Below are 23,697 nucleotides of genomic sequence, written 5' to 3' on the forward strand. Positions count from 1 at the left end.
TCGGCAGGCGCGTCATCGGCGCGCCGGACCGTCCCCCTCGACCGCGAGCCGCCGGCCTCCGTCGACGACCGACGCGCCGAGTGCGGCTGCGCCGTCGTCCGCACTGACGTCTCGGCGTCGTCTCGGGACATCCGGTGGCAGGACGTAGCCGGGCTTCGGCGCGAGGCGCCTCACGCCGGGGGCTCCGGAGCGTCGATCGCCCAGCTCTCGGTCGCGATGAGATTCGCCCGTGCGCTCTCGCGGGCCGCCTGCGCGTCGCGGCGCTGGATCGCGGCCAGCACGTCGTCGTGTCCGCGCGGCTCCCTACGACGGAAGCCCTCCCGGTTCAGCGCGCGGTGCATTGACTCCTTGAGGTGCGGCAGGAGTGCCTGATACACCTCTCCGAGCACGGGGCTGTGCGCGGCGTCGGCGACGGCCGCATGGAACGCCGCATCGGCTCGTGCCCACTCACCGTCATCGGCCGCGTGCTTCGCCTCCAATGCGGCACGGATCCGAGCGATGTCGGCGTCGTCGGCGCGCATCGCCGCGAGGCCGGCGAGCTCGGGCTCGATGACGGCACGCGCCTCGAGGACCTGTTCCAGCGGCGGCTGTGCGTGAGCCAACGCGGTGCCGATCTCGCTGCGTGACCGGACGTACGTGCCGTCGCCTCGGCGGATCTCGAGCAGGCCCGCGTACTGCAGCGACCGCAGCGCCTCGCGGAGCGTGCCGCGCGACACTCCGAGCTGCGACATCAGTTCCGGTTCGGCCGGGATCCGCATGCCCACGGCCCATCGGCCCGAGAGGACCTCCGCACGGATCATCGAGGCCGCCTCGTCGCCGAGGCTCGTGCGGCGGATTGCGGGGAGTGTCATCCGTCGATAATATCAACCGCGCAAACATTAAACGTCTAACGTCTGATTGGTGAGTCATGTCGTCCCGCCAGGGGCCCATCGCCCCGTTCCTCCTCGTGCTCTGCCTCGGGCTCAATCTCCGCCTCGGCATCACCGGTGCCAGCCCGCTTCTCGGAGAGCTGCGCGCGACCGGGGCGCTGTCCGACCTGTCAGCGACGCTCGTCGCGAGCGTGCCCGTCTTCTTGTTCGCTTTTGCCGGTATCGGCGTGGTTCCGCTGCTGCGGCGGCGGGGAGTGCGCGCGACCGTCGGGATCGCGCTCACACTGCTCACCGGAGGTCTGGCCGTGCGAGCGATTCCGCACGGCACGGTCATTCTGATCGGGACCATCTGCGCCGCGGCCGGAATCGCCGCGATCAATATCGTGCTGCCCGCGATCATCCGTGACTGGTTCGCCGACCGCGGGCGTGGCCCGACCACGGGGTACACCAGCGCGATGGCGCTTGGTGCGGCGATCGCCGCGGCCGTGGCGCTGCCCCTGGCCGAGGGCCTCGGCGCACCGACGGCGAGCCTCGCTTTCTGGGCGCTGCCGGCGCTCGCCACCGGCGTGCTCTGGGTGCTGCTGGCCCCGCGTCGCGTCGGCGATCCGGCCGTGACCGCCTCGGGAGGAGCTGCCGAGACGAAGACGCGCGGCTGGCCCCGGGGCACTGTCCCGCTGCTGGCGTTCTTCGCCCTGCAGACGATGCTCAGCTACATCATCATCAGCTGGCTGCCGCAGATCGCGGCTGCGGGAGGCATCGACGAACGACGAGCCGGGCTGATGCTCGGCCTCGTGATGGCGGTGGGCGTGCCCGCCACCGCGCTCATCGTCCCCGCCGCCGGTCGCCACGCCTCGCGGGTCGTCGGCGTGATCGTCACCACCGTGTGCGCCGTGTCGGGTGCCGCCGGGCTCCTGCTCGCGCCGACCGCCGCGCCCGAGGCATGGGCCGTACTGATCGGGATCGGGATGAGCGGGTTCCCGTTTGCCCTCGCGCTGCTGTCGTCGATCGGCGACGAGCCCGCGCAGGTCGCCCGGGTCTCCTCGCTTACCCAGGTGGTGGGATATCTGCTCGGCGGAGTCGGTCCGCTCGCCTCGGGCTGGGCGGCGGTCTCCGCGGGCAGCTGGCAGCCCGTGGTCACGTTCATGATCGCGGGCGCCGTGCTGCAGGGCGTGATCGGTATCAGGTTGTCGACCGCGCTGCGCCCGGGTGCCTCCCCGCTGCCGCCCGTCGCCGCCCGCGCCGATGTGTGACGTGCCGAGGGCAGATCACGCGGCCGCTCGGTCATCCACGGACTCATCACCTTCTGCACCTTCTGCGTCGACCCGCGTGTCGGGCCGGCCGCGGAAGAGGTCGCCGCGCTCGGAGGCCTCTGAGCATCACAGCCGGATACGAGCTGTACCTCGGGGTGTAACCTCCGTACGGCCTGCTTCGAGGGCCTGACTCCCGTATCGCCCTGCGGAAGTCAGGCCCTCGTGACGTCGCTCGCGACATCCGCCGGGATCGGCCTCGGTCGTTTGACTCGCGGCCGCCGGAGAGTTCTTTGTTACGGCGATTGTTTCGGCGGGGAGGACGACATCGCCGGCGTCGGGATAGCATCTCCCCGTGGCCCTGACCTGTCGTTGTCGTTCCTGAGCGCGTTCCGCGCCTCTTCGACGACCTCAGACCACTTCGCGCAACCCCTGCGCCCCGTCCGTTCAGGAACCCACCGTGCGCTACGCCGCCCACGTCGCCGACCTCGTCGGCGCCACTCCCCTCGTCCGACTGTCCGCCGTGACCGCGGGACTGTCCGCAACCGTCCTCGCCAAGGCGGAGTACTTCAATCCCGGTGGGTCCGCCAAGGACCGCATCGCGCGATCGATCGTGGACGCCGCGGAACGCGAGGGGCTGCTCCGCCCGGGCGGGACGATCGTGGAGGCCACGAGCGGCAACACGGGCGCGGGACTCGCGCTGATCGCCGTCCAACGCGGCTACCGGATGGTGTTCGTCGTCCCGGACAAGTTCGACGGCGCCAAGGTTGCGACGCTGCGCGCCTACGGGGCCGACGTCGTCGTGACACCCGCCTCGGTGCCGCCGGAGCATCCCGAGTCGTACTACTCCGTCGCCGCTCGACTGGCCCGGGAGATCCCCGGCGCGTTCCACCCCAACCAGTTCGCGAACCCGAACGGCCCGCGGGCGCACTACGAGACGACCGGACCGGAGATCTGGTCCGACACCGACGGCCGGGTCACGCATTTCGTCGCCGGCATCGGGACCGGGGGGACCATCAGCGGAACCGGCCGATACCTGAAGGAGGTCGGCGCCGGGCGGGTGCAGGTGATCGGCGCCGATCCCCACGGCTCCATCTACGCCGACGGAGGCCCGATCCACCCCTACCTCGTCGAGGGCGTGGGCGAGGACTTCCTCCCGGACACCTTCGACGCCTCGGTCGTCGACCGGTACGAACGGGTCTCCGATGCCGAGGCGTTCGCGATGACACGCCGCCTCGCCAGGGAAGAGGGCCTGCTGGTCGGAGGTTCCAGCGGCATGGCCGTGGTCGCCGCGCTGCGGGTGGCCGAGGGACTGACCAGCGACGACGTCGTCGTCGTGCTGCTCCCCGATCACGGACGCGGCTACCTGGACAGGGTGTTCGACGACGACTGGATGACCGGGCACGGGTTCGCCGTGCGCCCCGCGCACACCGAAGGAGACCGCGCATGATCATCGAAACCCGCCACACCGCCACGGCCGCCATCCACGCGGGCCAGGCCGCCGATCCGCAGACCGGGGCCGTGATCCCGCCTCTGCACCTGTCGACCACGTTCGTCCAGGACGGGATCGGCGGACTCCGCCAGGGATACGAGTACGGACGCAGCGGCAACCCCACCAGGGACGCGCTCCAGGCCCAGCTCGCCGCGCTGGAGGACGGCACGCACGCTTTCTCCTTCGCCTCGGGTCTGGCCGCGGAGGACACCCTGCTCCGGGCGGTGCTGAAGCCGGGCGACCACGTGCTGCTCGGCGACGACGTGTACGGCGGAACCTTCCGGCTTCTGTCGCGGGTCCTCGGCGCCTGGGGCGTGACCGTGCAGGTCGTCGACATGAGCTCGCTCGACGCCGTGCGCGACGCGGTCGCCGCCCGGCCCCCGCGCGTGCTCTGGGTGGAGACGCCATCGAACCCGCTGCTGCGGATCTCGGACATCGCGGCCCTCGCGGAGATCGGCCACGCCGCCGGATCGGTGGTCGTGGTCGACAACACGTTCGCGACCCCGGCCCTCCAGCGTCCGCTGACCCTCGGCGCCGACGTGGTCGTCCACTCCACGACCAAGTACCTCGGAGGACATTCCGATGTCGTGGGCGGAGCCGTTGTGCTGCGCGATGAGGAACTCGCCGCGGAGATCGGCTTCCTGCAGTATGCCGTGGGCGCCGTGTCCGGCCCGTTCGACGCCTGGCTGACGACGCGCGGGATCAAGACGCTGCCGGTGCGGATGCGTCAGCACGGCGAGAACGCTCGGACCGTGGCCGAGTTCCTGGACGCCCACCCCGGCATCGCACGCGTCTACTACCCGGGCCTGCCGTCGCATCCCGGACACGACCTGGCGGCGCGTCAGATGAGCGGCTTCGGCGGGATCGTCTCCGTGGCGCTGGGGTCCGGAGCGGCTGCCCGGCGCTTCGCGGAGTCCACCCGTGTGTTCCAGCTGGCCGAGTCGCTGGGCGGCGTGGAATCGCTCGTCAACTACCCCGATGCGATGACGCACGCCTCTGTGCGCGGCACCGACGCCGCGGTCCCCGTGGAGGTCGTCCGGCTGTCGGTCGGGCTGGAGGACCCGTCGGATCTCCTCGCCGACCTGGAGCGCGCTTTACGTTGAGTCAGGCGCTGGATCAGCCGTAGAAGAGCTGCTCGAAGACGCGCCGCGCCCGGCGGGTCACCGCGAGGTACTCCTCCTCCACCGGGCCCGCCGAGCGCTCGGGATAGCCGAGGATGCGCCCCACGCCGTCGAGCTCCCGGACATCGACGGGGAGGACGTCGCGGGTCTGACCGGTCAGGAGCGTCATCGCCGAGCGCAGACGGCTCGACAGCAGCCACGCCTCACGCAGCCGCTCCCCCGCTTCGCGCGGGACGAGGCCCGTCTCCACGGCGGCCTCCAGAGCCTGCATCGTGGACGTGGTGCGCAGGCCCGGGACCTCGTGCGCGTGTTGAAGCTGAACGATCTGCACGAGCCACTCGACATCGCTGAGCGTGCCCGGCCCGAGCTTGAGGTGACGACGCGGGTCCACCCCCTGCGGCAGGCGCTCGCCCTCGACCCGTGCTTTGATCCGCTTGATCTCGCGGAGCGACGCGAGATCGAGCTGCGCGGGGTAGCGGACCGTGTCCGCCAGCTCCTCGAAGCGGCGGATGAGTTTGGCGCTCCCCGCGATCCCGCGCGCCCGCAGCAGCGCCTGCGACTCCCACGAGAGCGACCAGCGCCGGTAGTACTGCGCGTACGCGTCGAACGACCGGGCCACAGGGCCGTTTCGTCCTTCGGGGCGGAGGTCCGCATCGAGGTCGAGAGGGACCCGTTGGTCCGCCAGGTGCTCGCGGAGCCCGGCGACGATCTTCACCGCGTACCGCTGCGCACGCTCGGGGTCGATCCCGTTCGCGTCGTAGACGTACAGCACGTCCGCGTCCGAGCCGAATCCCAGCTCCGCACCGCCGAAACGCCCCATGGCGATCACCGAGAAGTCGAGCGCGTCGTCCTCCGGGGAGACGACCTCGCGCCGCACCGCGCGCAGCGCCGCCTGGATCGTCGCCTCCGTGATGGCGGTGAGGGCGGCCGCCACCTCGTCGATGCGAAGGACGTCCAGCACCGCGCCCATCGCCGTGCGCAGCAGTTCCCGGCGCCGGAGCGAGCGAACGGCGCGCAGCGCCGGCGTGATGGACTCATGCCGCGTCTGGATGGCCCGCGCCTCCTCGTCCAGCGCCGCCGCGCTGCGCGGCCGCAGGAGCTCGGTGCTGTCGAGCCACGCGACCGACTCGGGGATCCACTCCATCAGCTCGCCGACGTATCGTGAGGACGACAGCAGGCGGGTGAGGCTCTCGGCGGCGCCCGATGAGTCGCGCAGCATGCGCAGGAACCAGGGTGTGTCCCCGAGCCGCTCGCTGATCCGCCGGAACGCGATCAGGCCGTAGTCGGGATCGCTCCCGTCGGCGAACCAGCGCACCATGACCGGCATGAGGTGACGCTGGATGGTCGCCTTGCGGCTGATCCCCGTCGTGAGGGCGCCGATGTGCCGCAGCGCCCCCGCGGGGTCCCGGAAGCCGATCGCCGCCAGTCGGTCGTGGGCCTGCTCGGTCGACAGCGACCGCTCCTCCGCCGGGAGCCCGGCCACGGCGCTCAGCAGCGGCCGGTAGAAGAGCCGGGTATGCAGGTCGCGCACTTCCCGGCGCACGTCCTCCCAGCGCGCCCATACCCCTTCCGCGGTGTCCGCGACCCCGGTCGCGCGCGCGAGGACGCGGAGCCCCGCCGGCGTGCGCGGCATGAGATGCGTCCGCTGCAGGTCGCGCAGCTGCAGCCGGTGCTCCAGGAGCCGCAGCGTGCGGTAGTCCTGGCCGAACGTGGCCGCCTCCGCCCTGCCGATGTATCCGCCCGCGACGAGGGCGTCGAGAGATTCGAGGGTGCCGCGCGTGCGCAGCGACGGGTCCGTGAGCCCGTGCACGAGCTGCAGGAGCTGGACCGTGAACTCGATGTCCCGCAGGCCCCCGGGGCCGAGCTTGATCTGGTACGGCACATCGTCCGCAGCGATGTGCTCGGTCACGCGCTCGCGCATGCGCTGCACGCTGCCGACGAAGTCCTCACGCGCGGCGCTCGACCAGATCTTGGGCTGCACGGCCGCGAGGTACTCCCGGCCGAGCTGCGGGTCGCCTGCCGCCGGCCGCGCCTTCAGCAGCGCCTGGAACTCCCAGCTCTTCGCCCAGCGGTCGTAGTACGCGAGGTGCGAGCCGAGGGAGCGGACGAGAGCGCCCTGCTTGCCCTCCGGCCGCAGCGCCGCGTCCAGTTCCCAGAGCGGGGGCTCGGCCCCGATCCCCGAGACCGCGCCCGTCATCTCGCGGGCCAGGCGCGTCGCGACATCGATGGCCCGCGCCTCGGGGACGGCGTCCTCGTCGGCGGTCCCCGCGACGAAGATGACATCCACGTCGCTGATGTAGTTCAGCTCCTGCGCACCGGTCTTCCCCATCGCGATCACCGCGAGCCTCGTCGCCGCGACCTCCTCGGACGTCACGCGCACCCGTGCCGACGCGGACTCGGCGACGACGGCGGCCCGAGCGATCGCCAGACCGGCCTCCAGCGCTGCGTCCGCTGCGTCCGCCAACGCCCGCGCCACGACCGGTATGAACGCGACGGGATCCGTCGACGCGAGGTCGACGGAGGCGATCTCCGCGAGCGCTCGCCGGTAGGCCACCCGCAGCGCGATCCGCGCGGCGGCGTCGCCGCTTCGCGCGACCCCGTCCTCGGCGCCGACCGCGGCGAGGAACCGGGACCGCAGCGCATCCGCCGTCGGCACGGCGACCGGCGGGGACGCGAGGACGTCGAGCTCGGCGGGACGACGCTCGAAGAACCGGGCGAGCCCCGTGGATGCGCCGAAGAGCCGCCAGACCCCGGGCCGCGCGTGCGGGTCCCGCAGCAGGCGCGCGACGCCCTCCGGATCGCGACGGGCCACCCGCAGGAGCCCGGCGACGGCCTCGTCGGGATCGGCCGCGGAGAACCCGTCGAGGAGGGTGATCCGGTCCACGCCGGTCGTCGCCGACAGATCACTCAGCGCCGCAGCGGCCGCGGACAGATCGTCGAACCCCAGCCGGGCGAGCGCCGACAGCGAGACGGAGGCATCCGGGCGGGGCATGCGGGGATCAGAGCAGCTCGAGGTTGCTCTTGAGCTCGAACGGCGTCACCTGACCCCGGTACGCCTCCCACTCCTTGCGCTTGTTCAGCAGGACGTAGGTGAACACCTGCTCTCCCAGGGTCTCCGCGACGAGCTCCGAGTCCTCCATGTACTCCAGCGCGTGATCCAGGCTCGACGGCAGCGGCGCGTAGCCGAGGGCCCGCCGCTCCGCCTCGCTCAGCGACCAGACGTTGTCCTCGGCCTCGGGCGGGAGCTCGTAGCCCTCCTCGATCCCCTTCAGCCCCGCGGCCAGCATGAGCGCATAAGCGAGGTAGGGGTTCGCCGCGGAGTCCAGCGCCCGGTACTCCACGCGCGAGGACTGCCCCTTGTTCGGCTTGTACATCGGGACGCGCACGAGCGCGGAGCGGTTCGCGTGGCCCCACGTGATGAAGCTCGGCGCCTCGTCGCCGCCCCACAGGCGCTTGTACGAGTTGACGAACTGGTTCGTCACCGCCGCGATCTCGTTCGCGTGGCGCAGCAGTCCGGCGATGAACTGACGCCCGGTGCGCGAGAGCTGGTACTTGGCGCCCTCTTCGTAGAAGGCGTTGACGTCCCCCTCGAACAAGGACATGTGCGTGTGCATGCCGCTTCCCGGCTGATCGCTGAGCGGCTTCGGCATGAACGTCGCGTAGACGCCCTGCTCGATCGCCACCTCCTTGATCACGGTGCGGAAGGTCATGATGTTGTCGGCCGTGGTCAGTGCGTCGGCATAGCGCAGGTCGATCTCGTTCTGCCCCGGCCCGCCCTCGTGATGGCTGAACTCGACGGAGATCCCGAGATCCTCGAGCATCCGCACCGCGCTGCGGCGGAAGTCGTGCGCCGTGCCGCCGGGCACGTTGTCGAAGTAGCCTGCCGAGTCCACCGGGACGGGGCCGTCGGGCCCCGCCTCCTTCGACTTCAGCAGGTAGAACTCGATCTCCGGATGCGTGTAGAACGTGAACCCGGCGTCGGCGGCTTTGGCGAGCGTGCGCTTCAGCACGTGACGCGGATCCGCCACCGCCGGACGCCCGTCCGGCGTCGTGAGGTCGCAGAACATCCGCGCCGTGGGGTCGATCTCACCCCGCCAGGGCAGGATCTGGAAGGTTGTGGGGTCGGGCTGCGCGAGCAGGTCGGACTCGAAGCTGCGCGTCAGTCCCTCGATGGCGGACCCGTCGAACCCGATGCCCTCCGCGAACGCGCCCTCGACCTCCGCCGGCGCGATCGCCACGGACTTGAGCGTCCCGATCACATCCGTGAACCACAGGCGGACGAACTTGACGCCGCGCTCCTCGATCGTGCGCAGGACGAAGTCGCGCTGCTTGTCCACGGATCAGGCCTTGGCGTCGTCGGGGCCGGAGCCGCCCCAGGAGTCGTCCGCCGCGTCCTCCTCCGCCCAGACCCGGGCGTTCTCCTCGAGCTTCTCGGGCGCGCGTCGGGCCTCCGCCTCGGTGTCGAACGGGCCGACCCGGTCGACGGCGGGCGAGATCATCCCGAACTCGACGTCACCGGTGCGGATGTTGTACCAGTACTTCTTGTCGGCGTCTTCCACAGGGTTCCCCTTCGTCAGCGGCTGTCACGATCCTACTGTCGTCCGCGCTCATCGCTAGGCTGTGACGCATGGCACAAGCGATCGGCGTGGACATCGGCGGAACCGGGATCAAGGCGGGCATCGTCGATCTCGAACACGGCACCCTCTCCTCGGACCGCGTACGCGTCCCCACCCCGAAGGGCGCCTCCCCCGATGACGTGCTCACCGCGGTCAAGGAGGTCCTGGACACCCTCGGCGTGGCCGAGTCCACCCTCCCGCTGGGGGTGGCCTTCCCGGCGATCGTGAAGTACGGCAAGACGCTCTCGGCGGCCAATGTGTCGCCGGATTGGATCGGCTTCGAGGCCGAGGCCTTCTTCGAGAAGGGGCTCGGCCGCGAGATCCACTTCGTCAACGACGCCGACGCGGCCGGCGTCGCCGAGGCCCGCCACGGCGCCGCCCGTGACGCACGCGGTCTCACGATCGTCGCCACCCTCGGCACCGGCATCGGCTCCGCGTTCCTCTACAACGGCGTGCTGGTTCCGAACACGGAGCTCGGGCATCTGCTGTACGACGGCACGAGCGTGGAGGACGCCTCGATCGAGAAGTGGACCGCGTACTCCGCGATGGAGCGCGAGCAGCTGTCCTGGGAGGAGTGGTCGGCACGCCTCCAGGTCTTCTTCGCGCACGTGGAGTTCCTCTTCAGCCCCGATCTCTTCGTCGTCGGGGGCGGCGTCTCCAAGCACCCGGAGAAGTTCCTGCCGCTGCTCGATCTGAACACGCCCATCGTGGCGGCCGTCCACCGCAACTCCGCGGGCATCATCGGCGCCGCCTCGCTCGCCGCCGACTGACTGACCTCCCGGGTCTCCCGGGCCCTGCGCGCTACTCCAGGTCCAGCCGCAGCAGCCCGGGATGCCGAGCGGTCTCGACCCGGAGCACTTCGAACAGCTCCGCGATCCCGGGTGTCATGGTGACGCCCGAGCCGCTGAGCAGGTACGACGCCCTCCTCCCGGCCACCGGCTCCAGCACCAACCGGTGTCGACTGTACGACGGCGGTGTGAGCTGGATGCGGGTGAGCTGCGCGTACGGGTAGTCGACGTCGTCGATCCGCAGACCGAGGTGGTTCGCGCTCAGCTGCGCCGGCACGGACCGCGCCTTCCTGATCTGCTGCACGGATCCGATGAGGACCCCGACGGCGCCGAGGACAGCGAACGGCACGATCAGGATCAGCGCCGAGTAGTCGTTGAACTCCAGCCCGCCGGTCCCGAAGACCACGGCGACGGTCGCGAGTGCGAGCACGAGGAGCCCGACGCCGACGAGCCCGAGGGCCCGGGCGGACCGGCGCACGCGTCCGGCATCCGTGCGGAAGTGCGTGGGCAGCGAGGCGCCTCTCCTCGCGGCCTCCACCGCGTCCGCGGGATCCGGCGGCGCCACCGGTGCGAGCAGGGCCATCAGCTCGTTGAACTGTGCCCGCGTGTATCCGGGCAGGGAGACGGTCTCCGTCCCGGCGTCCGAGTGCACGGTCAGGGCACGGGTCGTCCCCGATCTCAGCCCGTTCGTGTAGTGCTCGGTCACCTTCGAGGCGAACTCCGTGTCCTTCCGCAGGTAGAGCCGGTTCTTCCCGGGGCGGAGGATCATGACGATGTCGGGGCGAACGACGATCCGCACGTTCGCGAACACGAACACGCAGACCGCGATGATGAGCGCCCCCGCCACGCAGAGGGCGAGGACGACCATCCCTCGGCCGCCGGTCGACATCTGACGGGGAAGATGACTCGGCACGATGAACAGCAGCGCCGTGGAGAGCAGAGCGGATCCCAGCAGGACGCCGATGATCGCCCGGAGCGGATTGCGTCGGAACACCCGTTCGTCGACCGGCACGGAGCCTTGAATCGTCATTCAATCATTCTGTTCCGGCGGCCATGCGCTGGCAAACGCGCGCTCGCGGCGCCGGCGGGGTGGTGAACGGGCCGGCCTGTACGCCGGGTTCTGTTCCGGGAGCCCTCTCGGGTGGTCCCTTCGACGGTCATCTCTCTCGGCGACACGTTGCCGTGCCGCTCCAGCGGCCTACCCGAGGACTCGGCGAGCCGCGTCAGCATCCTCTGTCTGGCCTTGCTCCGGGCGAGGTTTACCTGGCGGATCGTGTCGCCACGATTCCCGGTGGTCTCTTACACCACCCTTTCACCCTTACCTCCGCCCGCACGCGGGAGAGGCGGTCTGCTCTCTGTGGCACTGTCTCGCGGATTGCTCCGGGTGGGTGTTACCCACCGCCCTGCCCTGTGGAGCCCGGACGTTCCTCGGTGCGGTCTCCCGCCACGCGACCGTCCGGCCGACCCGTTCCCGATCAGTCTACCGGCGCGACCGGTGCCGCTCCTTTGCCCGCGTCCTCGGAGATGCGCAGGTCCAGCGGGATCTCGACCGGGAAGCCGGGGAACAGCCGCCGCGTCGCCGCGTCCGCCGACGCGCGCACCACGTCGGCCACCGTCTCGGCCTGCTCCTCGGGACAGTGCACGATCACCTCGTCGTGGAGGAAGAACGCCAGGTGCGCCTGCCGGGAGAAGACCGGCCCCGACCTCGGCGCGGGCCGTCCTGCGGGCGTCAGCGAGGCCAGGCGGTGCCGGATCTCGGCCAGCCACAGCAGCGACCACTCCGCCGCCGTCCCCTGCACGACGAAGTTGCGCGTGAAGCGCCCCCGGTCCCGCGCACGGCTGCGGGCACGCCGCTCGTCCGCCGCGCCGGCGTCCGGGTCGCTGGCGCGCGACTGTGTCGTGCTCCAGGACGCGTCCGGCCGCGGCGAGCCACGACCGAGCAGCGTCGAGACGACGCCGCCCTCCTCCCCCTCGCGGGCCGCCGCGTCCACGAGCGCCATGGCGCGGGGGAAGACGCCGCGCAGCCGCGGCGCGAGTCGACCGCTGTCTCCCGTGGTGGCCCCGTACATCGCCCCCAGCACGGCGTACTTCGCCTCCTCGCGGGTGGCCACCACCCCGGAGCGCACGATGCCCGCGTAGAGGTCGGCGCCCTGAGCCGCGGCGGCCATCGCCCGATCACGTGACATGGCGGCGAGCACGCGCGGCTCCAGCTGGGCGACGTCCGCGCACACGAGCAGCCACCCCGGATCCGCACGCACGGCCGGGCGCAGGCTCCGCGGGATCTGCAGCGCCCCGCCCCCGGCCGAGGCCCAGCGGCCGGTGACGACGCCGCCGGTGATGTACACCGGACGGAACCGCCCCTCGTGCACCCATTCGGCGAGCCAGCTCCACCCGTTCGCCGTGAACAGACGAGCCATGCGCTTGTACGCGAGCAGAGGAGGGATCACCGGGTGGTCCACCTCGGCGAGCTCCCATCGGGAGGTCGAGTCGACCATGACGCCGGCGCGGCGGAGCGCGCGCAGCAGCCGCGGCGGGCTGTCCGGGTTCAGCTGCGGGTCTTCGAGGAGCTGCCCGATCTCCCGGACCAGCGCTGCCATCCGTTCCGGGCGGCTCCCCCGTGGCGGACGGCGACCGAGGGCGTCGGTGAGGATCCGGTCATGGACGGCCTCGTCCCACGGCAGTCCCGCCGCCGTCATCTCTTCGGCGACGAGCGCCCCGGCGGACTCCGCGAGGCACAGCAGCTCCAGGCGCGCGTCGGGAGCGGTGCCGAGGGCGGCGCGCTGCCGGCGGAGCTCGGCGAGCACGGACTCGGCCTCCTCCTCGGCGCCGGCCCCGTCGTCGCCCAGGGAGAACAGGGCGGGGCGCCCCTCCGACGCGGGAGGATCGCCGCGCCGCCAGGCCGGGGATGCGGCGACAGGGTGGGGCAGCATCGTGGTGTCCCGGAGGATCGCATGGCACAGCAGGAGATCCTGGGCGCGGCGCAGCCGGACTCCGCCGGAGAGCAGGCGGGGATAGACGTCACGGACGCTGCGCACGACCCACCTCGGGGCGGACCGGCGCTCGTGGGCACCGACCCAGGCCACGAGCCCGTCGTCCCCGATCTCCTCCGTGGCGAAGACCTCGCCGTCCGCGTCCAGCAGCAACGCGCGCCACGCACCGCGACCCGGTGCGCGCCCGAGCACGATCGACGTGGGCCCGGATGCAGCCGGGGCAGCCGAGGTTGCCACGTTTCGAACCTAGGCCCTGCCGCCGACATCGACCGCCCGCGCCGCCCCCGATTGTTGCGTCCCGTCTCCGCGCACTCCCCACGCGCGTCCGAGCGCGTTAGCGTGGAACCGACCGATCCGCCGTCGAGAGGACCGTCATGACCGACATCGATCCCTTCACCGCCCACAACGGGTTCCGCCTGCCCGTTCAAGGCCTGGGCACCTACGCGTTCCGCGGCGAGGCCGGCGCCGACGCCGTCCGCGCCGGGATCGAGACCGGCTACCGGCTGATCGACTCGGCGTTCAACTACGAGAACGAGGGCGCGGTCGGCTGGGGCGTCTCGGGCGCGGCCGTGGACCGCGGAGAGCTCATCGTCACCACGAAGCTCGCGGGGCGTCACCACGAGCGGAGCAAGGCCCTCGTCTCGATCGAGGAGAGCCGGTTCCGGCTCGGTGTCGACGCCATCGACCTCCTCCTCATCCACTGGCCGAACCCCCGCGTGGACAAGTACGTCGAGGCGTGGGAGTCGCTGATCGAGGCCCGGGACCGGGGCCTGGTACGCCAGATCGGCGTCTCCAACTTCCTGCCGGAGCACCTCGAACGCATCGAGGACGCGACCGGGGTCCGCCCGGTCGTCAACCAGATCGAACTGCACCCGTACTTCCCGCAGACGGACGCGCTGGCGTACCACCGGGAGCAGGGCATCATCACCGAGGCGTGGAGCCCGCTGGGGCGCGCCGGCGACCTGTTCTCCGAGCCGGTCGTCACGAGGATCGCGGAGGAGCGCGGGCTCTCCCCCGCGCAGGTCGTCCTGGCATGGCACGCGACACGAGGGTCGGTCGCGATCCCGAAGGCCGCGGATCCGGCCCACCAGTCCGCGAACCTCGCCGCCGCCGATCTGCGCCTGTCCGCCGACGACGTCGACGCGGTGACGGCACTGGGGCGCGCGGACGGACGCCTCTTCGGCGCCGACCCGCGCACGCACGAGGAGCTCTGAGCGCCGAGCGCGCGATCAGCGCCGGTCGTCAGTCCGCGGCGGGGGTCGCCTGCAGACCCGACTCCTCCGTGCGGACGAGGATGCAGCCGCACTCCGGGCAGGACACGACCTCCTCCGGGTCCGCCTGGCGGATCACGTTGAGGTCGGTCCCGGAGAGCACCATGCGGCACCCCTCGCACGTCTGACGACGCAGCAGCGCGGCTCCGGCCGTGCGCTGCGCGCGGCGCTCGTACTCGCTGAGGAGCGACGGCGGGACCGAATCGGTGAGCGCGGCACGGTCCCGCGCGAGCTGCTCACCCTCCGTCGTGGCGGCGGCCACCTGCGCCTTGGCCTCGGCCGTCAAGCGCGTCCCCTCCTCGACGGTGGCGTCGATGAGAGCCTGCTGCGCGGCTCGCGCCGCTTCCGCCTCCTCCAGGCGCCCCATCACGTCGAGCTGCATGTCCTCCAGGTCGCTCTGGCGGCGTGCGAGGCTCGCGAGCTCCTGCTCCAGCGCGACGGCGTCCTTGGGGTTCGCCGTGGCGGCAAGACGCTGCGCGTCGCGGTCGCGGCGCTGCTCGACCAGCGCGACGTCCGACTCCACCCGTGTGAGCTCTGCCTGCACGTCGTCGCGCCGCCCCGTCAGGACCGTGAGCTCGCGCAGCTGCTCCTGACGGAGCGCGGCGAGCTCGTTGATCCGCTCCCCCTGCGGCGGATGGGTCCGCGCGTGCTCGGCGCGGGCGATCCGTCGGTCGAGGTCGGCGATGTCCAGGAGCACAATCTGGTGCGCGGGGTTGGCTTTCACGTCTCAAACCTACGCCAGGAACCGCGGCGTGCGGGGTCAGGCCGTCGTGCCGTCGACATAGAGCCATCCGCTCGGCTCCCGGACGAAGCGGCTCCGCTCGCGCAGTGCGCCACGCCCGTCCGCATCGCGGTAACGCGCGACGAACTGCACGGTCCCCTCGCGGTCGAACGGACCGCCGCTCTCCGTCGCTTGGACGTCCAGGGAGAGCCAGTCCATGTCGGCGTCGAGATCCACGCGGGCGGGTCGGGAATCCGGATGCCAGGTGCGGAGCAGGTGCTCCTCGTCGCCGACCGCGAAGGCGGTGAACCGCGATCTCATCAGACGCTCCGCGGTCGGGGCGGGGCGTCCGGCGAGGATCGGGCCGCAGCATGATCCGTAGACGTCGCCCGTCCCGCACGGACAGCGCTGGTCCTCCCGTATCCGCCGCATACGCCCTCCTCGTCCACCACCATAGCGCCGCCGTTCGACCCCCTTTCGGAATACCCCAATGGGGTATAGCGTTGGCGGGGATATGGACGACGAAGCGCACGAGACACATCGACACGCCGCCCCACGACCCTCCGATTCGGGCGCGCCGCAGCGCACGGACCACGCGGGCCACGCGCACGCAGCCCACGGAGCCCACGGAGCCCACCGGAGTCCTTCGGCACCTGCAGCGCATCACGCCCGTGACGGCGCCGCTCACGGAGACCACGCCGGGCACGCCGGCCACGGGGCCCCGACCGACCACGGCGGTCACGAGGGCCACGGCGGACATGCCGGCCACGGCGATCACGTCGGCCAGTTCCGACGGCTGTTCTGGATCATGCTCGTCCTCGCCGTCCCGGTGGTCGCGTTCTCCCCCATGTTCGCGATGCTGGTGGGCTACGTCGTCCCCGACGACCCGGTGATCCGCGCGATCCCGCCCGTGCTGGGCACCGTCGTCTTCCTCTGGGGCGGTCGGCCGTTCCTCACCGGCGCCGTCGACGAGCTCCGCGGACGCCGACCGGGCATGATGCTGCTGATCGCCCTCGCCATCACGGTCGCCTTCCTCGCCTCCTGGGGAGCGACGCTCGGGCTCCTCCACCACGAGCTCGACTTCTGGTGGGAGCTCGCGCTCCTGGTGGTGATCATGCTGCTCGGGCACTGGATCGAGATGCGCTCCCTGGCGCAGACCACCTCCGCGCTGGACTCGCTCGCCGCCCTGCTTCCCGACGAGGCCGAGCGCGTCGTCGGGGACGAGACCGAGTCCGTCTCCCCCGCACAGCTGCAGGTGGGCGACGTCGTCCTCGTGCGTCCGGGCGGACGGGTCCCGGCCGACGCCGTGATCGAGCAGGGGTCGGCGAGCGTGGACGAGTCGATGATCACCGGGGAGTCCCGCCCCGTGCAGCGCACCGTCGGCGACACGGTCGTGGCCGGCACCATCGCCACCGATTCGGGGATCCGCGCACGGGTGACCGCGGTGGGCGACGACACCGCCCTCGCGGGCATCGGCCGCCTGGTGGCGGACGCACAGAGCTCCAGCTCCCACGCCCAGCGTCTGGCGGATCGCGCCGCCGGGTGGCTGTTCTGGTTCGCGCTCATCGCCGGGGTCGTGACCGCCGTCGTCTGGACGGCCGTCGGGCTCCCGGACGCCGCGGTCGTACGCGCCATCACGGTCCTCGTGATCGCCTGCCCGCACGCGCTCGGCCTTGCGATCCCGCTGGTCGTCTCGATCGCGACGGAGCGCGCGGCGCGGGGAGGCATCCTCGTCAAGGACCGCATGGCGCTCGAGCGGATGCGCACCGTCGACGCGGTGTTGTTCGACAAGACCGGAACGCTCACCGAGGGCGCGCCCGCCGTGACGGCGGTCGTCCCGGCGGACGGCTACGACCAGGACGAGGTCCTGGCTCTGGCGGCGTCCGCCGAATCCGACTCCGAGCATCCCCTCGCCCGCGCGATCGTGACCGCCGCGGAGAGCCGGGAGCTCTCCCGGGCCACCGCGTCTGAGTTCCGCTCCGAGCCCGCCCTCGGCGTCCGCGCCCGGGTGGGCGACCGAACCGTCGAGGTCGGCGGACCGGCGCTCCTCGCGCAGGCCGGAGCCGACGAACTTCCGGCGTCCGAGGCATGGCGTGCCGAAGGCGCGATCATCCTGCACGTCCTCGTCGACGGGCGGGTCGCCGGTGCCCTCCGCCTCGCGGATGCGATCCGCGCCGAGTCCCGTGACGCCGTCCGGGCCCTCACCGCTCGCGGCATCGAGGTGGTGATGATCACGGGCGACGCCGAAGCCGTCGCGGCGTCCGTGGCCCGCGAGCTCGGCATCTCCCGCTATTTCGCGGGGGTGCGCCCCGAGGACAAGTCGGCGCGCGTCGCCGAGCTGCAGGCCGAGGGCCGCGCCGTCGCGATGGTCGGGGACGGAGTGAACGATGCCCCCGCCCTTGCCAGGGCCGACGTCGGCATCGCGATCGGCGCGGGGACCGATGTCGCCATCGGCTCCGCCGGGGTCATCCTCGCCAGCGACGATCCGCGGTCGGTCGTCGCCACGATCGAGCTGTCGCGGGCCGCCTACCGGAAGATGACGCAGAACCTGTGGTGGGCCGCGGGGTACAACCTCGCCGCCGTCCCGCTCGCGGCCGGCGTGCTCGCCCCGATCGGATTCCTCCTGCCGATGTCGGTGGGCGCCGTCCTGATGTCGGTCTCCACCGTGGTCGTCGCGCTCAATGCGCAGCTCCTTCGCCGACTCGACCTGCGCCCGGAGCGGTTCACGCGCTGACCGCCACCGGTGACGGTCGGAGTCAGAGACCGACGCGGTCCAGAGCCGCCGCGAGACGTGCGACCGCCCCATCCACGTCGTCGAGCTTGTCCAGTCCGAACAGGCCGATGCGGAACGTCGAATAGGTGTCCGGTTCGCCGCAGTGCAACGGGACGCCGGCAGCGATCTGCACACCGGCCTCGCGGAAGCGGGCGCCGCTCTGCAGCGCGGGGTCGTCCGTGTGCACGACGACGACGCTGGCGGCCGCGAACTCGGGCGCGGCGACGGAGGGCAGGCCCCGTTCGGCGAGGAGCGCACGGACCCGTCGTCCGAGCTCGACCTGGGCGCCCCGCAGCGCCGCGAACCCCCGTTCCCGGGTCTGCGCCATCAGACGCGCATCATGAGCCAACGTGTCGGTCGGCATCGTGGCGTGGTACGGCGCGCGTCCTTCCCGATACTCCTCGGCGATCCACAGCCATCGGCCGAGATCGATCGCGAAACTCGACGCCGTCCCCGCGCCGACCGCCGCGTGCCCGGCGGGGCTGAGCATCACGTATCCCGCACCCGGCGAGCCGCTCCACCCCTTCTGCGGCGCACTGAGGAGGACGTCGACGCCCAGGTCGCCCATGTCCACCCAGAGCGCCCCCGATGCGATGCAGTCCAGGACGAGCACTCCGCCGACACCATGCACCGCATCCGCCACGGCACGGACGTAGTCGTCGGGGAGCACCATGCCCGATGCGGTCTCCACGTGCGGCGCGAAGACGACCTCGGGGCGCTGCGTCCGGATCGCCTCCACGACCTCTTCCAGCGGCGCGGGCTGCCAGGCCGCCTGAGGCGCACCGTCCACGGGGCGCGCCGCGAGAACGGTGACGTCGTCCGAGATCCGTCCGGTCTCGAGGATCTGCGACCACCGGTACGAGAACAGCCCGTTGCGCAGGACGAGACAGCGGCGGCCTGTCGCGAGCTGACGGGCCACGGCCTCCATCGCATAGGTCCCGCCTCCCGGGACCACCGCCGCGCTGTGGGCGCTGTAGGCGGCACGGAGGATGGCGAGGATCTCCTGCATCACCCCGACGAAGCGCGCGGACATGTGGTTCAGGGAGCAGTCGGTGAAGACCACCGAGTATTCGAGCAGGCCACCCGGATCGACGTCATCGTGCGGAAGGGTCATGGGGCCAGCCTGGCACACCCGCGCGCGCGACGCCGATCCGATGCCGTTCAGGCGATCGCGTACTGCACGAAGCCGGTGTCGCGCGCGACCCGGTCGTACAGTGCGCGGGCGGCGGTGTTGCCGGACTGCGTCAGCCAGTACACCTTCGCGCACCCGTTCTCGCGCGCCCAGGTCGCGACGTGGCCGATGAGCGCGCGACCGGTCCCCGCCCCGCGCGCCGACGGGACGACGAACAGATCCTCGAGGTAGCAGTAGGGGCCGCGCGTCCAGGTCGCCGGGTGCGCCAGCCAGTGCACGAGCCCCACCGCGGTACCGTCGTCGTCCCGCGCGATCGTCGCGTGCATGTCGATCCCCGCCACGAGCCGCTCGAACGTGTGAGCGGTGACGTCGGGCGCGATCGTGGCCTCGTAGAAGTCGAGGTAACCGGTCCACAGCGCGAGCCAGTCGTCGTGGTCGGCCGCGGTCAGCGGGGCGAGGGTGGTCATCCGTCGATCCTAGGCCTCGCCACCGGCGTCGCCGTGACGGGATCGTCCTTCGAGGCCAGAGGCCACGCCGTCAACGAATCACCTCCGCCGAGGCCCGGAACGCAAGTATGGTGGTATAGCTATGGCTCAACGACGCGACCGTCCCCCGGCTCCCGCATCGGCGGCGGACGAGGCCCAGTGGTGGGCGACTCCGCGGGTCGCGGAGGTCCTCGGCATCAGCCGCCAAGCCATCAACGCCCGCGTGCGCAACCGGAAGCTCCTCGCTGCTCCGGGCCACGGCGTCACCCTGTTCCCGGCATGGCAGTTCGACGAGCAGACCGGCGCCGTCCGGCCCGAGGTCGCCGAGCTCCTGGACGCCGTGGACAGCGGGATCCCGGCGGAGGCGATCGCGCGATGGTCCGTCTCCCCCGGGCCGGACGCCGCGCCCCCGGGAGACCTCCTCCGCAGCCCGGCGACGAAGGCCGAGGCGCTGCGCCTCGCGCGCTCTCTCGAGCCGGAGGCGCTTCCCGCGCCCGGGGCCGAGGACGCCGACGAGGTTCCCGACGACGTCGCCGGCTGGATGCCCGCCCGCGCCGAGTCCAGCGAGGCCCAGCGGGCGATCCTCCTGGCGGCGGCCGAGCTGTTCGCGCGGAAGGGACCGGCGAAGACCTCGCTCCGCGAGATCGCGACCGCCGCCGACGTGCCCTACGGACTGATCCACCGTCACTACCAGACGAAGGAGAACCTCCTCGTCGCGGTGATGCAGCTCCTCGTCGCCTACGGCGGTGAGCGTCTCTCCGGGGAGCAGGACATCTACGCCGCCATCGACAACTCCTTCGGCGCGGACCTCGACGCGGGGCAGTTCGGCCGGATGCTCACCTGGGCCGTGTTCGAGGGCACCCCGCCGGAGCGCCTGCTCGGGGGCGCCCGGTCGCGCGGCTACCGCACGCAGATCGAAGCACTGTGGCAGGACCCCGCCCGGCCGACGACGCCCGGACGCTTCGACGCGGAGGTGCTGGCATCGTTGATCGCGCTCATCGGCTCGGTCTGGAACATGTACGAGCCCTACTTCAGCGCTCTCTCGGACCGCGCCGACGACCCCGCCAGCCGCGAGGGCCTGCGACGTGAGGTGGCTGACATGCTGAAGCTCCTCGTCTACGCGACGCGACCCGCGGACGGATCCTGACGGGATCAGGCGGGCATCCGCAGCACGCCGCGGTCGAGCACCCCCGCGCGAGCATCGTCGAAGAGCATCTCGAAGTCGTCGAGCTCGTAGGTCCGCGTCACCAGCTCGTCGAGCAGGAGGAGCCCCCGGCGATAGAGCTCGAGATACATCGGGACATCCGCTCCCGGCCGGGATGAGCCATACCGGCAGCCGAGCACCGAACGATCCATGTACAACGCGCTCGCCGGCACCGACAGCCGCGTCTCCGGGCCGGCCACTCCGAGCATGATCAGCTGACCGCCCCAGTCGAGCATCTCCATGGCCTGGCTGGTCACGGCCTCGCCGCCCACGCAGTCGAACGCATGGCCGACGCCTCCGCCGGAGAGCTCGCGGACGCGTGCCGCCGCGTCGCCATCCGTCGCGTCGACGAACGCGGTGGCCCCGAAGCGCTCCGCCTGGGCCGCCTTGCCCGGATTGGTGTCGACGACGATGATCCGGGCGGCACCCGCGACCCGGGCCGCCTGGACCACGTTGAGTCCGATCCCGCCCGCGCCGATCACCGCCACCGAGTCGCCCGGTCGCACGCGCGCACGGTTGAAGACGGCTCCCGCGCCGGTGAGCACCGCGCAGCCGATCAGGCACGCCGTCTCCAGAGGGACGTCCTTCGGGATCGAGATCGCCTGCTGCGCCTGGACCACGATCCGTTCGCTGAAGGTGGACAGCGTCGCGAAGTTGTGGACGGCGGTGTCGCCGCGCCGGAACGGCGTGGCGGTCTTGCCGAACGACTCACGACACATCGTCGGGTGACCCGCCGCGCACGACGGGCATCGCCCGCACGTCGCCAACGTGGCCAGCACCACGTGATCCCCGACCTGCGGCGCCGTGACCCCGGGCCCTACCGCCTCCACGACGCCCGCGCCCTCGTGGCCGAGGATCACCGGCGAGGGGAACGGGATCTTGCCGCGCATCACGCTCAGGTCGCTCTGGCACAGCCCGCTCGCCACGACGCGGACGATCACCTCGCCGTGTCCCGGGTCGCGGAGCTCGACATCGTCGACGAGCGTGTTCTCCGTACCGTCAAAGACGATCGCTCTCATGGTCTTCCGCCTTTCAGTGGATGCGTGCGGTCAGGAGCTCCCGCGGCGACGCTGTCGACGCCGCGGTGAAGTGGTAGTCGGAGACCTGCAGCGCCTCGCACATCTCGAAGAACCGCTCGCCCGTCCAGGGCGCGTTCATCTGCAGCCGCCCGAACTCGTTCACGTAGTAGTTCCGTTTCATCGTGCTGTGCTCGGACAGGTAGATGAGCTTCTGCGCCTCCGCGTGCAGCTCCTCGTTATATCTGTCGAAGACGTCCTGGCGCACCGCCATCGAAGCATGACCGCCCTCGAGCATCGCGACGATCCCCTGTGCGACGTACCGGCTCCAGATCTCGAACCAGGTGGGCAGCCCCGCTCCTCCGGCGACCGGCTGCGAGTTCGGCCCGTACAGCAGGAACAGGTTCGGGAAGCGCGGAACCGTCATGCCCAGGTAGGCCTGTGCTCCCTGCGGACGCCAGACCTCCTCCAGGCTCACCCCGCCCTCGCCGTAGTACGCGGTCGGCCAGACGTACTTCTCCGTCTGGAAGCCCACCGCCGCGAGGATCACCTCCGTCTCGCGCGCGGTCCCGTCCGCGGTCACGATCGCGGTCTCCTCGATGCGATCGATCGCGGTCGACACGAGCTCGACGTTCGGTCGCGTCAGTGACGCATACCAGTTGTTGTCGACCACGGGGCGCCGCGTCATCGGCGCGTAGTCGGGCACGAGCTGATCCACCAGGTCGCGCCGGCCACCGACCTGATGCTCGATGTAGCGGGTCAGGAGAGCGCGCAGGTCGTCATTGCGCTCGCTGACCGCGCCCCCGCCCTCGATCCATCGCGCGTCGGTCGTGAGGACGTTGCGCAGCTCGATCGTGCCCATCGCGGCGACGTACTTGTTCCAGTTCCAGTAGAACGGCAGAGCGCCGATGAGCCACTGGAGCTCGTCGGGGATCGGGACCCCGTAATTGGCGCGCGGCGAGATCCACTGCGGGGTGCGCTGGTACACCGTCACCGACTCGGCGGTCTCGGCGACCTTCGACAGGAGCTGCACCCCCGTCGACCCGTTGCCGATGACCGCCACCCTCTTGCCGGTGCAGTCCACTCCGTCGTGCCACCGCGCGGTGTGCACCACATCACCGGCGAACCCCTCCGCGCCCTCGATCGGCAGATCGCGCGGCGTCGCGAAGATGCCGCTCGCCGCGACGACGACATCGGCGCGGACGATCTGGTCGGGCTGCCCTTCCCGGGAGACCGTCAGCGTCCAGTCCTGGCTCCGGTCGTCGAATCGTGCGACGCGGACGTCGCTGCCGAACGAGATCCGATCGAACACCCCGTGCCGCCGCGCCACGTGCTCGATGTACGCCCGGACGTCCGCCTGGCGGGCGAAGTACGCGGGCCAGGGGTACTTCTTCTCGAACCCGTACTCGTACGTGGCGCTGAGTGTGTCCACCCCGGCATCCGGATAGGTGTTGATGCTCCAGACGCCGCCGACCTCGGACCGACGTTCGTAGACGGTGAACGGGATGCCGAGCTGGGCGAGCTGGACCCCCATCGCGATCCCGGCGATGCCCGCGCCCACGATCGCCACGTGGTACCCGTCCGGGACCGAGGGGTCCGCCGTCCAGCGCGCCTGGAACGGCATGTCGCCGAAGCTCGGGATCTGACGCCGCAGCGTCAGCTCGGGAGGTTCGAGCCGGCGCCCTTCGAGCATCTGGATCAGCTCGTCGATCTCAGAAGCCGTCGGCTCGGGCAGCTCCTCCTCTGCGGGGGCGCCGGTCAGCAGCAGTTCGACGGCCTTGCGCCGGATCAGCTCCTCGTCCTCGACCGCGAACGAGACCGTGTCGGCGACGGCGCCGTACACCCGACGCGGCACGATCGAGGCGATCTCGGGGTCCCGGGTGATCTGGTACAGGGAGAGCCGCAAGGCGTTGACGTCGGCGTGCGCGACCGCGCGCTCGACGAAGCTCCGTTCAGGCATGTCTGCTTCCAA

The 23,697-nt window shown here is 71.5% G+C and carries 19 protein-coding genes and 1 other RNA gene; 7 read left to right on the plus strand and 13 right to left on the minus strand.

Annotated elements, in window-relative coordinates:
* Positions 1–170: 170 nt before the first annotated feature.
* Positions 171–851 carry a FadR/GntR family transcriptional regulator gene (locus K8F61_RS04845; protein WP_231820865.1) on the minus strand — a complete coding sequence of 227 codons (681 nt, stop codon included), beginning with the start codon at positions 849–851 and terminating at the stop codon, positions 171–173.
* Between the two features lie 56 nt (positions 852–907).
* Between K8F61_RS04845 and K8F61_RS04850 the strand changes: the two genes are divergently transcribed.
* The 3 genes from K8F61_RS04850 to K8F61_RS04860 all read left to right on the plus strand — a co-directional run bounded on the left by K8F61_RS04850 (position 908) and on the right by K8F61_RS04860 (position 4,711).
* Entirely contained in the window at positions 908–2,119 is a 1,212-nt protein-coding gene (locus tag K8F61_RS04850) for an MFS transporter (RefSeq protein ID WP_231820866.1), read from the plus strand.
* Between the two features lie 457 nt (positions 2,120–2,576).
* Positions 2,577–3,566 carry a PLP-dependent cysteine synthase family protein gene (locus K8F61_RS04855; protein ID WP_219085780.1) on the plus strand — a complete coding sequence of 330 codons (990 nt, stop codon included), beginning with the start codon at positions 2,577–2,579 and terminating at the stop codon, positions 3,564–3,566.
* Complete coding sequence (locus tag K8F61_RS04860; RefSeq protein WP_231820867.1) at positions 3,563–4,711, plus strand: cystathionine gamma-synthase; 1,149 nt, start codon at positions 3,563–3,565, stop codon at positions 4,709–4,711. The genes K8F61_RS04855 and K8F61_RS04860 overlap by 4 nt, the downstream gene beginning before the upstream one ends.
* Positions 4,712–4,724: 13 nt before the next feature.
* Here K8F61_RS04860 and K8F61_RS04865 read toward each other — a convergent pair whose 3' ends face one another.
* From K8F61_RS04865 to K8F61_RS04875, 3 genes are read right to left on the minus strand one after another with little or no spacing between them, the layout of a single operon-like run.
* On the minus strand, positions 4,725–7,721 hold the full coding sequence (locus K8F61_RS04865) for a bifunctional [glutamine synthetase] adenylyltransferase/[glutamine synthetase]-adenylyl-L-tyrosine phosphorylase (RefSeq protein ID WP_231820868.1): 2,997 nt from the start codon (positions 7,719–7,721) through the stop codon (positions 4,725–4,727).
* Between the two features lie 7 nt (positions 7,722–7,728).
* Positions 7,729–9,066: a glutamine synthetase family protein gene (locus K8F61_RS04870; RefSeq protein WP_067243178.1), complete on the minus strand. Its 1,338-nt coding sequence runs from the start codon at positions 9,064–9,066 to the stop codon at positions 7,729–7,731.
* 3 nt (positions 9,067–9,069) lie between these two features.
* Positions 9,070–9,288: a hypothetical protein gene (locus K8F61_RS04875; RefSeq protein ID WP_067243177.1), complete on the minus strand. Its 219-nt coding sequence runs from the start codon at positions 9,286–9,288 to the stop codon at positions 9,070–9,072.
* Positions 9,289–9,356: 68 nt separating this feature from the next.
* Between K8F61_RS04875 and ppgK the strand changes: the two genes are divergently transcribed.
* Complete coding sequence (ppgK, locus tag K8F61_RS04880) at positions 9,357–10,115, plus strand: polyphosphate--glucose phosphotransferase (protein ID WP_067243176.1); 759 nt, start codon at positions 9,357–9,359, stop codon at positions 10,113–10,115.
* Positions 10,116–10,146: 31 nt separating this feature from the next.
* On the opposite strand, the gene K8F61_RS04885 is transcribed toward ppgK, so the two are convergent.
* From K8F61_RS04885 to K8F61_RS04895, 3 genes are all read right to left on the minus strand, one after another.
* Positions 10,147–11,163: a hypothetical protein gene (locus K8F61_RS04885; RefSeq protein WP_231820869.1), complete on the minus strand. Its 1,017-nt coding sequence runs from the start codon at positions 11,161–11,163 to the stop codon at positions 10,147–10,149.
* A gap of 63 nt (positions 11,164–11,226) precedes the next feature.
* An RNA gene (gene rnpB / locus K8F61_RS04890) (RNase P RNA component class A) lies at positions 11,227–11,601 on the minus strand.
* Positions 11,602–11,608: 7 nt separating this feature from the next.
* The gene (locus tag K8F61_RS04895) at positions 11,609–13,360 is read right to left on the minus strand and encodes a bifunctional 3'-5' exonuclease/DNA polymerase (RefSeq protein WP_231820870.1); all 1,752 of its coding nucleotides are present in this window, start codon (positions 13,358–13,360) and stop codon (positions 11,609–11,611) included.
* A gap of 137 nt (positions 13,361–13,497) precedes the next feature.
* On the opposite strand from K8F61_RS04895, the gene K8F61_RS04900 reads away from it, so the two are divergent.
* Complete coding sequence (locus K8F61_RS04900; protein WP_067243173.1) at positions 13,498–14,337, plus strand: aldo/keto reductase; 840 nt, start codon at positions 13,498–13,500, stop codon at positions 14,335–14,337.
* Between the two features lie 28 nt (positions 14,338–14,365).
* Here K8F61_RS04900 and K8F61_RS04905 read toward each other — a convergent pair whose 3' ends face one another.
* Together K8F61_RS04905 and K8F61_RS04910 are read right to left on the minus strand one after the other, a co-directional pair.
* Positions 14,366–15,118, minus strand: a complete 753-nt coding sequence (locus K8F61_RS04905; RefSeq protein ID WP_067243172.1) for a zinc ribbon domain-containing protein — start codon at positions 15,116–15,118, stop codon at positions 14,366–14,368.
* Between the two features lie 36 nt (positions 15,119–15,154).
* Positions 15,155–15,436 carry a YchJ family protein gene (locus tag K8F61_RS04910; protein ID WP_336246453.1) on the minus strand — a complete coding sequence of 94 codons (282 nt, stop codon included), beginning with the start codon at positions 15,434–15,436 and terminating at the stop codon, positions 15,155–15,157.
* A gap of 193 nt (positions 15,437–15,629) precedes the next feature.
* On the opposite strand from K8F61_RS04910, the gene K8F61_RS04915 reads away from it, so the two are divergent.
* Complete coding sequence (locus K8F61_RS04915; RefSeq protein WP_418888073.1) at positions 15,630–17,849, plus strand: heavy metal translocating P-type ATPase; 2,220 nt, start codon at positions 15,630–15,632, stop codon at positions 17,847–17,849.
* Positions 17,850–17,871: 22 nt separating this feature from the next.
* Here K8F61_RS04915 and K8F61_RS04920 read toward each other — a convergent pair whose 3' ends face one another.
* Both K8F61_RS04920 and K8F61_RS04925 read right to left on the minus strand, forming a co-directional pair.
* The gene (locus tag K8F61_RS04920; protein ID WP_231820873.1) at positions 17,872–19,002 is read right to left on the minus strand and encodes an aminotransferase class V-fold PLP-dependent enzyme; all 1,131 of its coding nucleotides are present in this window, start codon (positions 19,000–19,002) and stop codon (positions 17,872–17,874) included.
* A 47-nt stretch (positions 19,003–19,049) separates the two neighbouring features.
* A complete protein-coding gene (locus K8F61_RS04925) occupies positions 19,050–19,487 on the minus strand; it encodes a GNAT family N-acetyltransferase (RefSeq protein WP_219085792.1) in 438 nt (145 codons plus the stop codon).
* A 121-nt stretch (positions 19,488–19,608) separates the two neighbouring features.
* Between K8F61_RS04925 and K8F61_RS04930 the strand changes: the two genes are divergently transcribed.
* Positions 19,609–20,652: a TetR/AcrR family transcriptional regulator gene (locus K8F61_RS04930; RefSeq protein WP_231820874.1), complete on the plus strand. Its 1,044-nt coding sequence runs from the start codon at positions 19,609–19,611 to the stop codon at positions 20,650–20,652.
* Between the two features lie 5 nt (positions 20,653–20,657).
* On the opposite strand, the gene K8F61_RS04935 is transcribed toward K8F61_RS04930, so the two are convergent.
* Both K8F61_RS04935 and K8F61_RS04940 read right to left on the minus strand, forming a co-directional pair.
* Positions 20,658–21,728 (minus strand): Zn-dependent alcohol dehydrogenase, encoded by a 1,071-nt coding sequence (locus K8F61_RS04935; RefSeq protein WP_231820875.1) that lies wholly within the window; start codon positions 21,726–21,728, stop codon positions 20,658–20,660.
* 13 nt (positions 21,729–21,741) lie between these two features.
* Positions 21,742–23,685: a flavin-containing monooxygenase gene (locus tag K8F61_RS04940; protein ID WP_231820876.1), complete on the minus strand. Its 1,944-nt coding sequence runs from the start codon at positions 23,683–23,685 to the stop codon at positions 21,742–21,744.
* Positions 23,686–23,697 lie beyond the last annotated feature (12 nt).

It is taken from the genome of Microbacterium resistens, assembly GCF_021172025.1.
Lineage (GTDB): Bacteria > Actinomycetota > Actinomycetes > Actinomycetales > Microbacteriaceae > Microbacterium > Microbacterium resistens.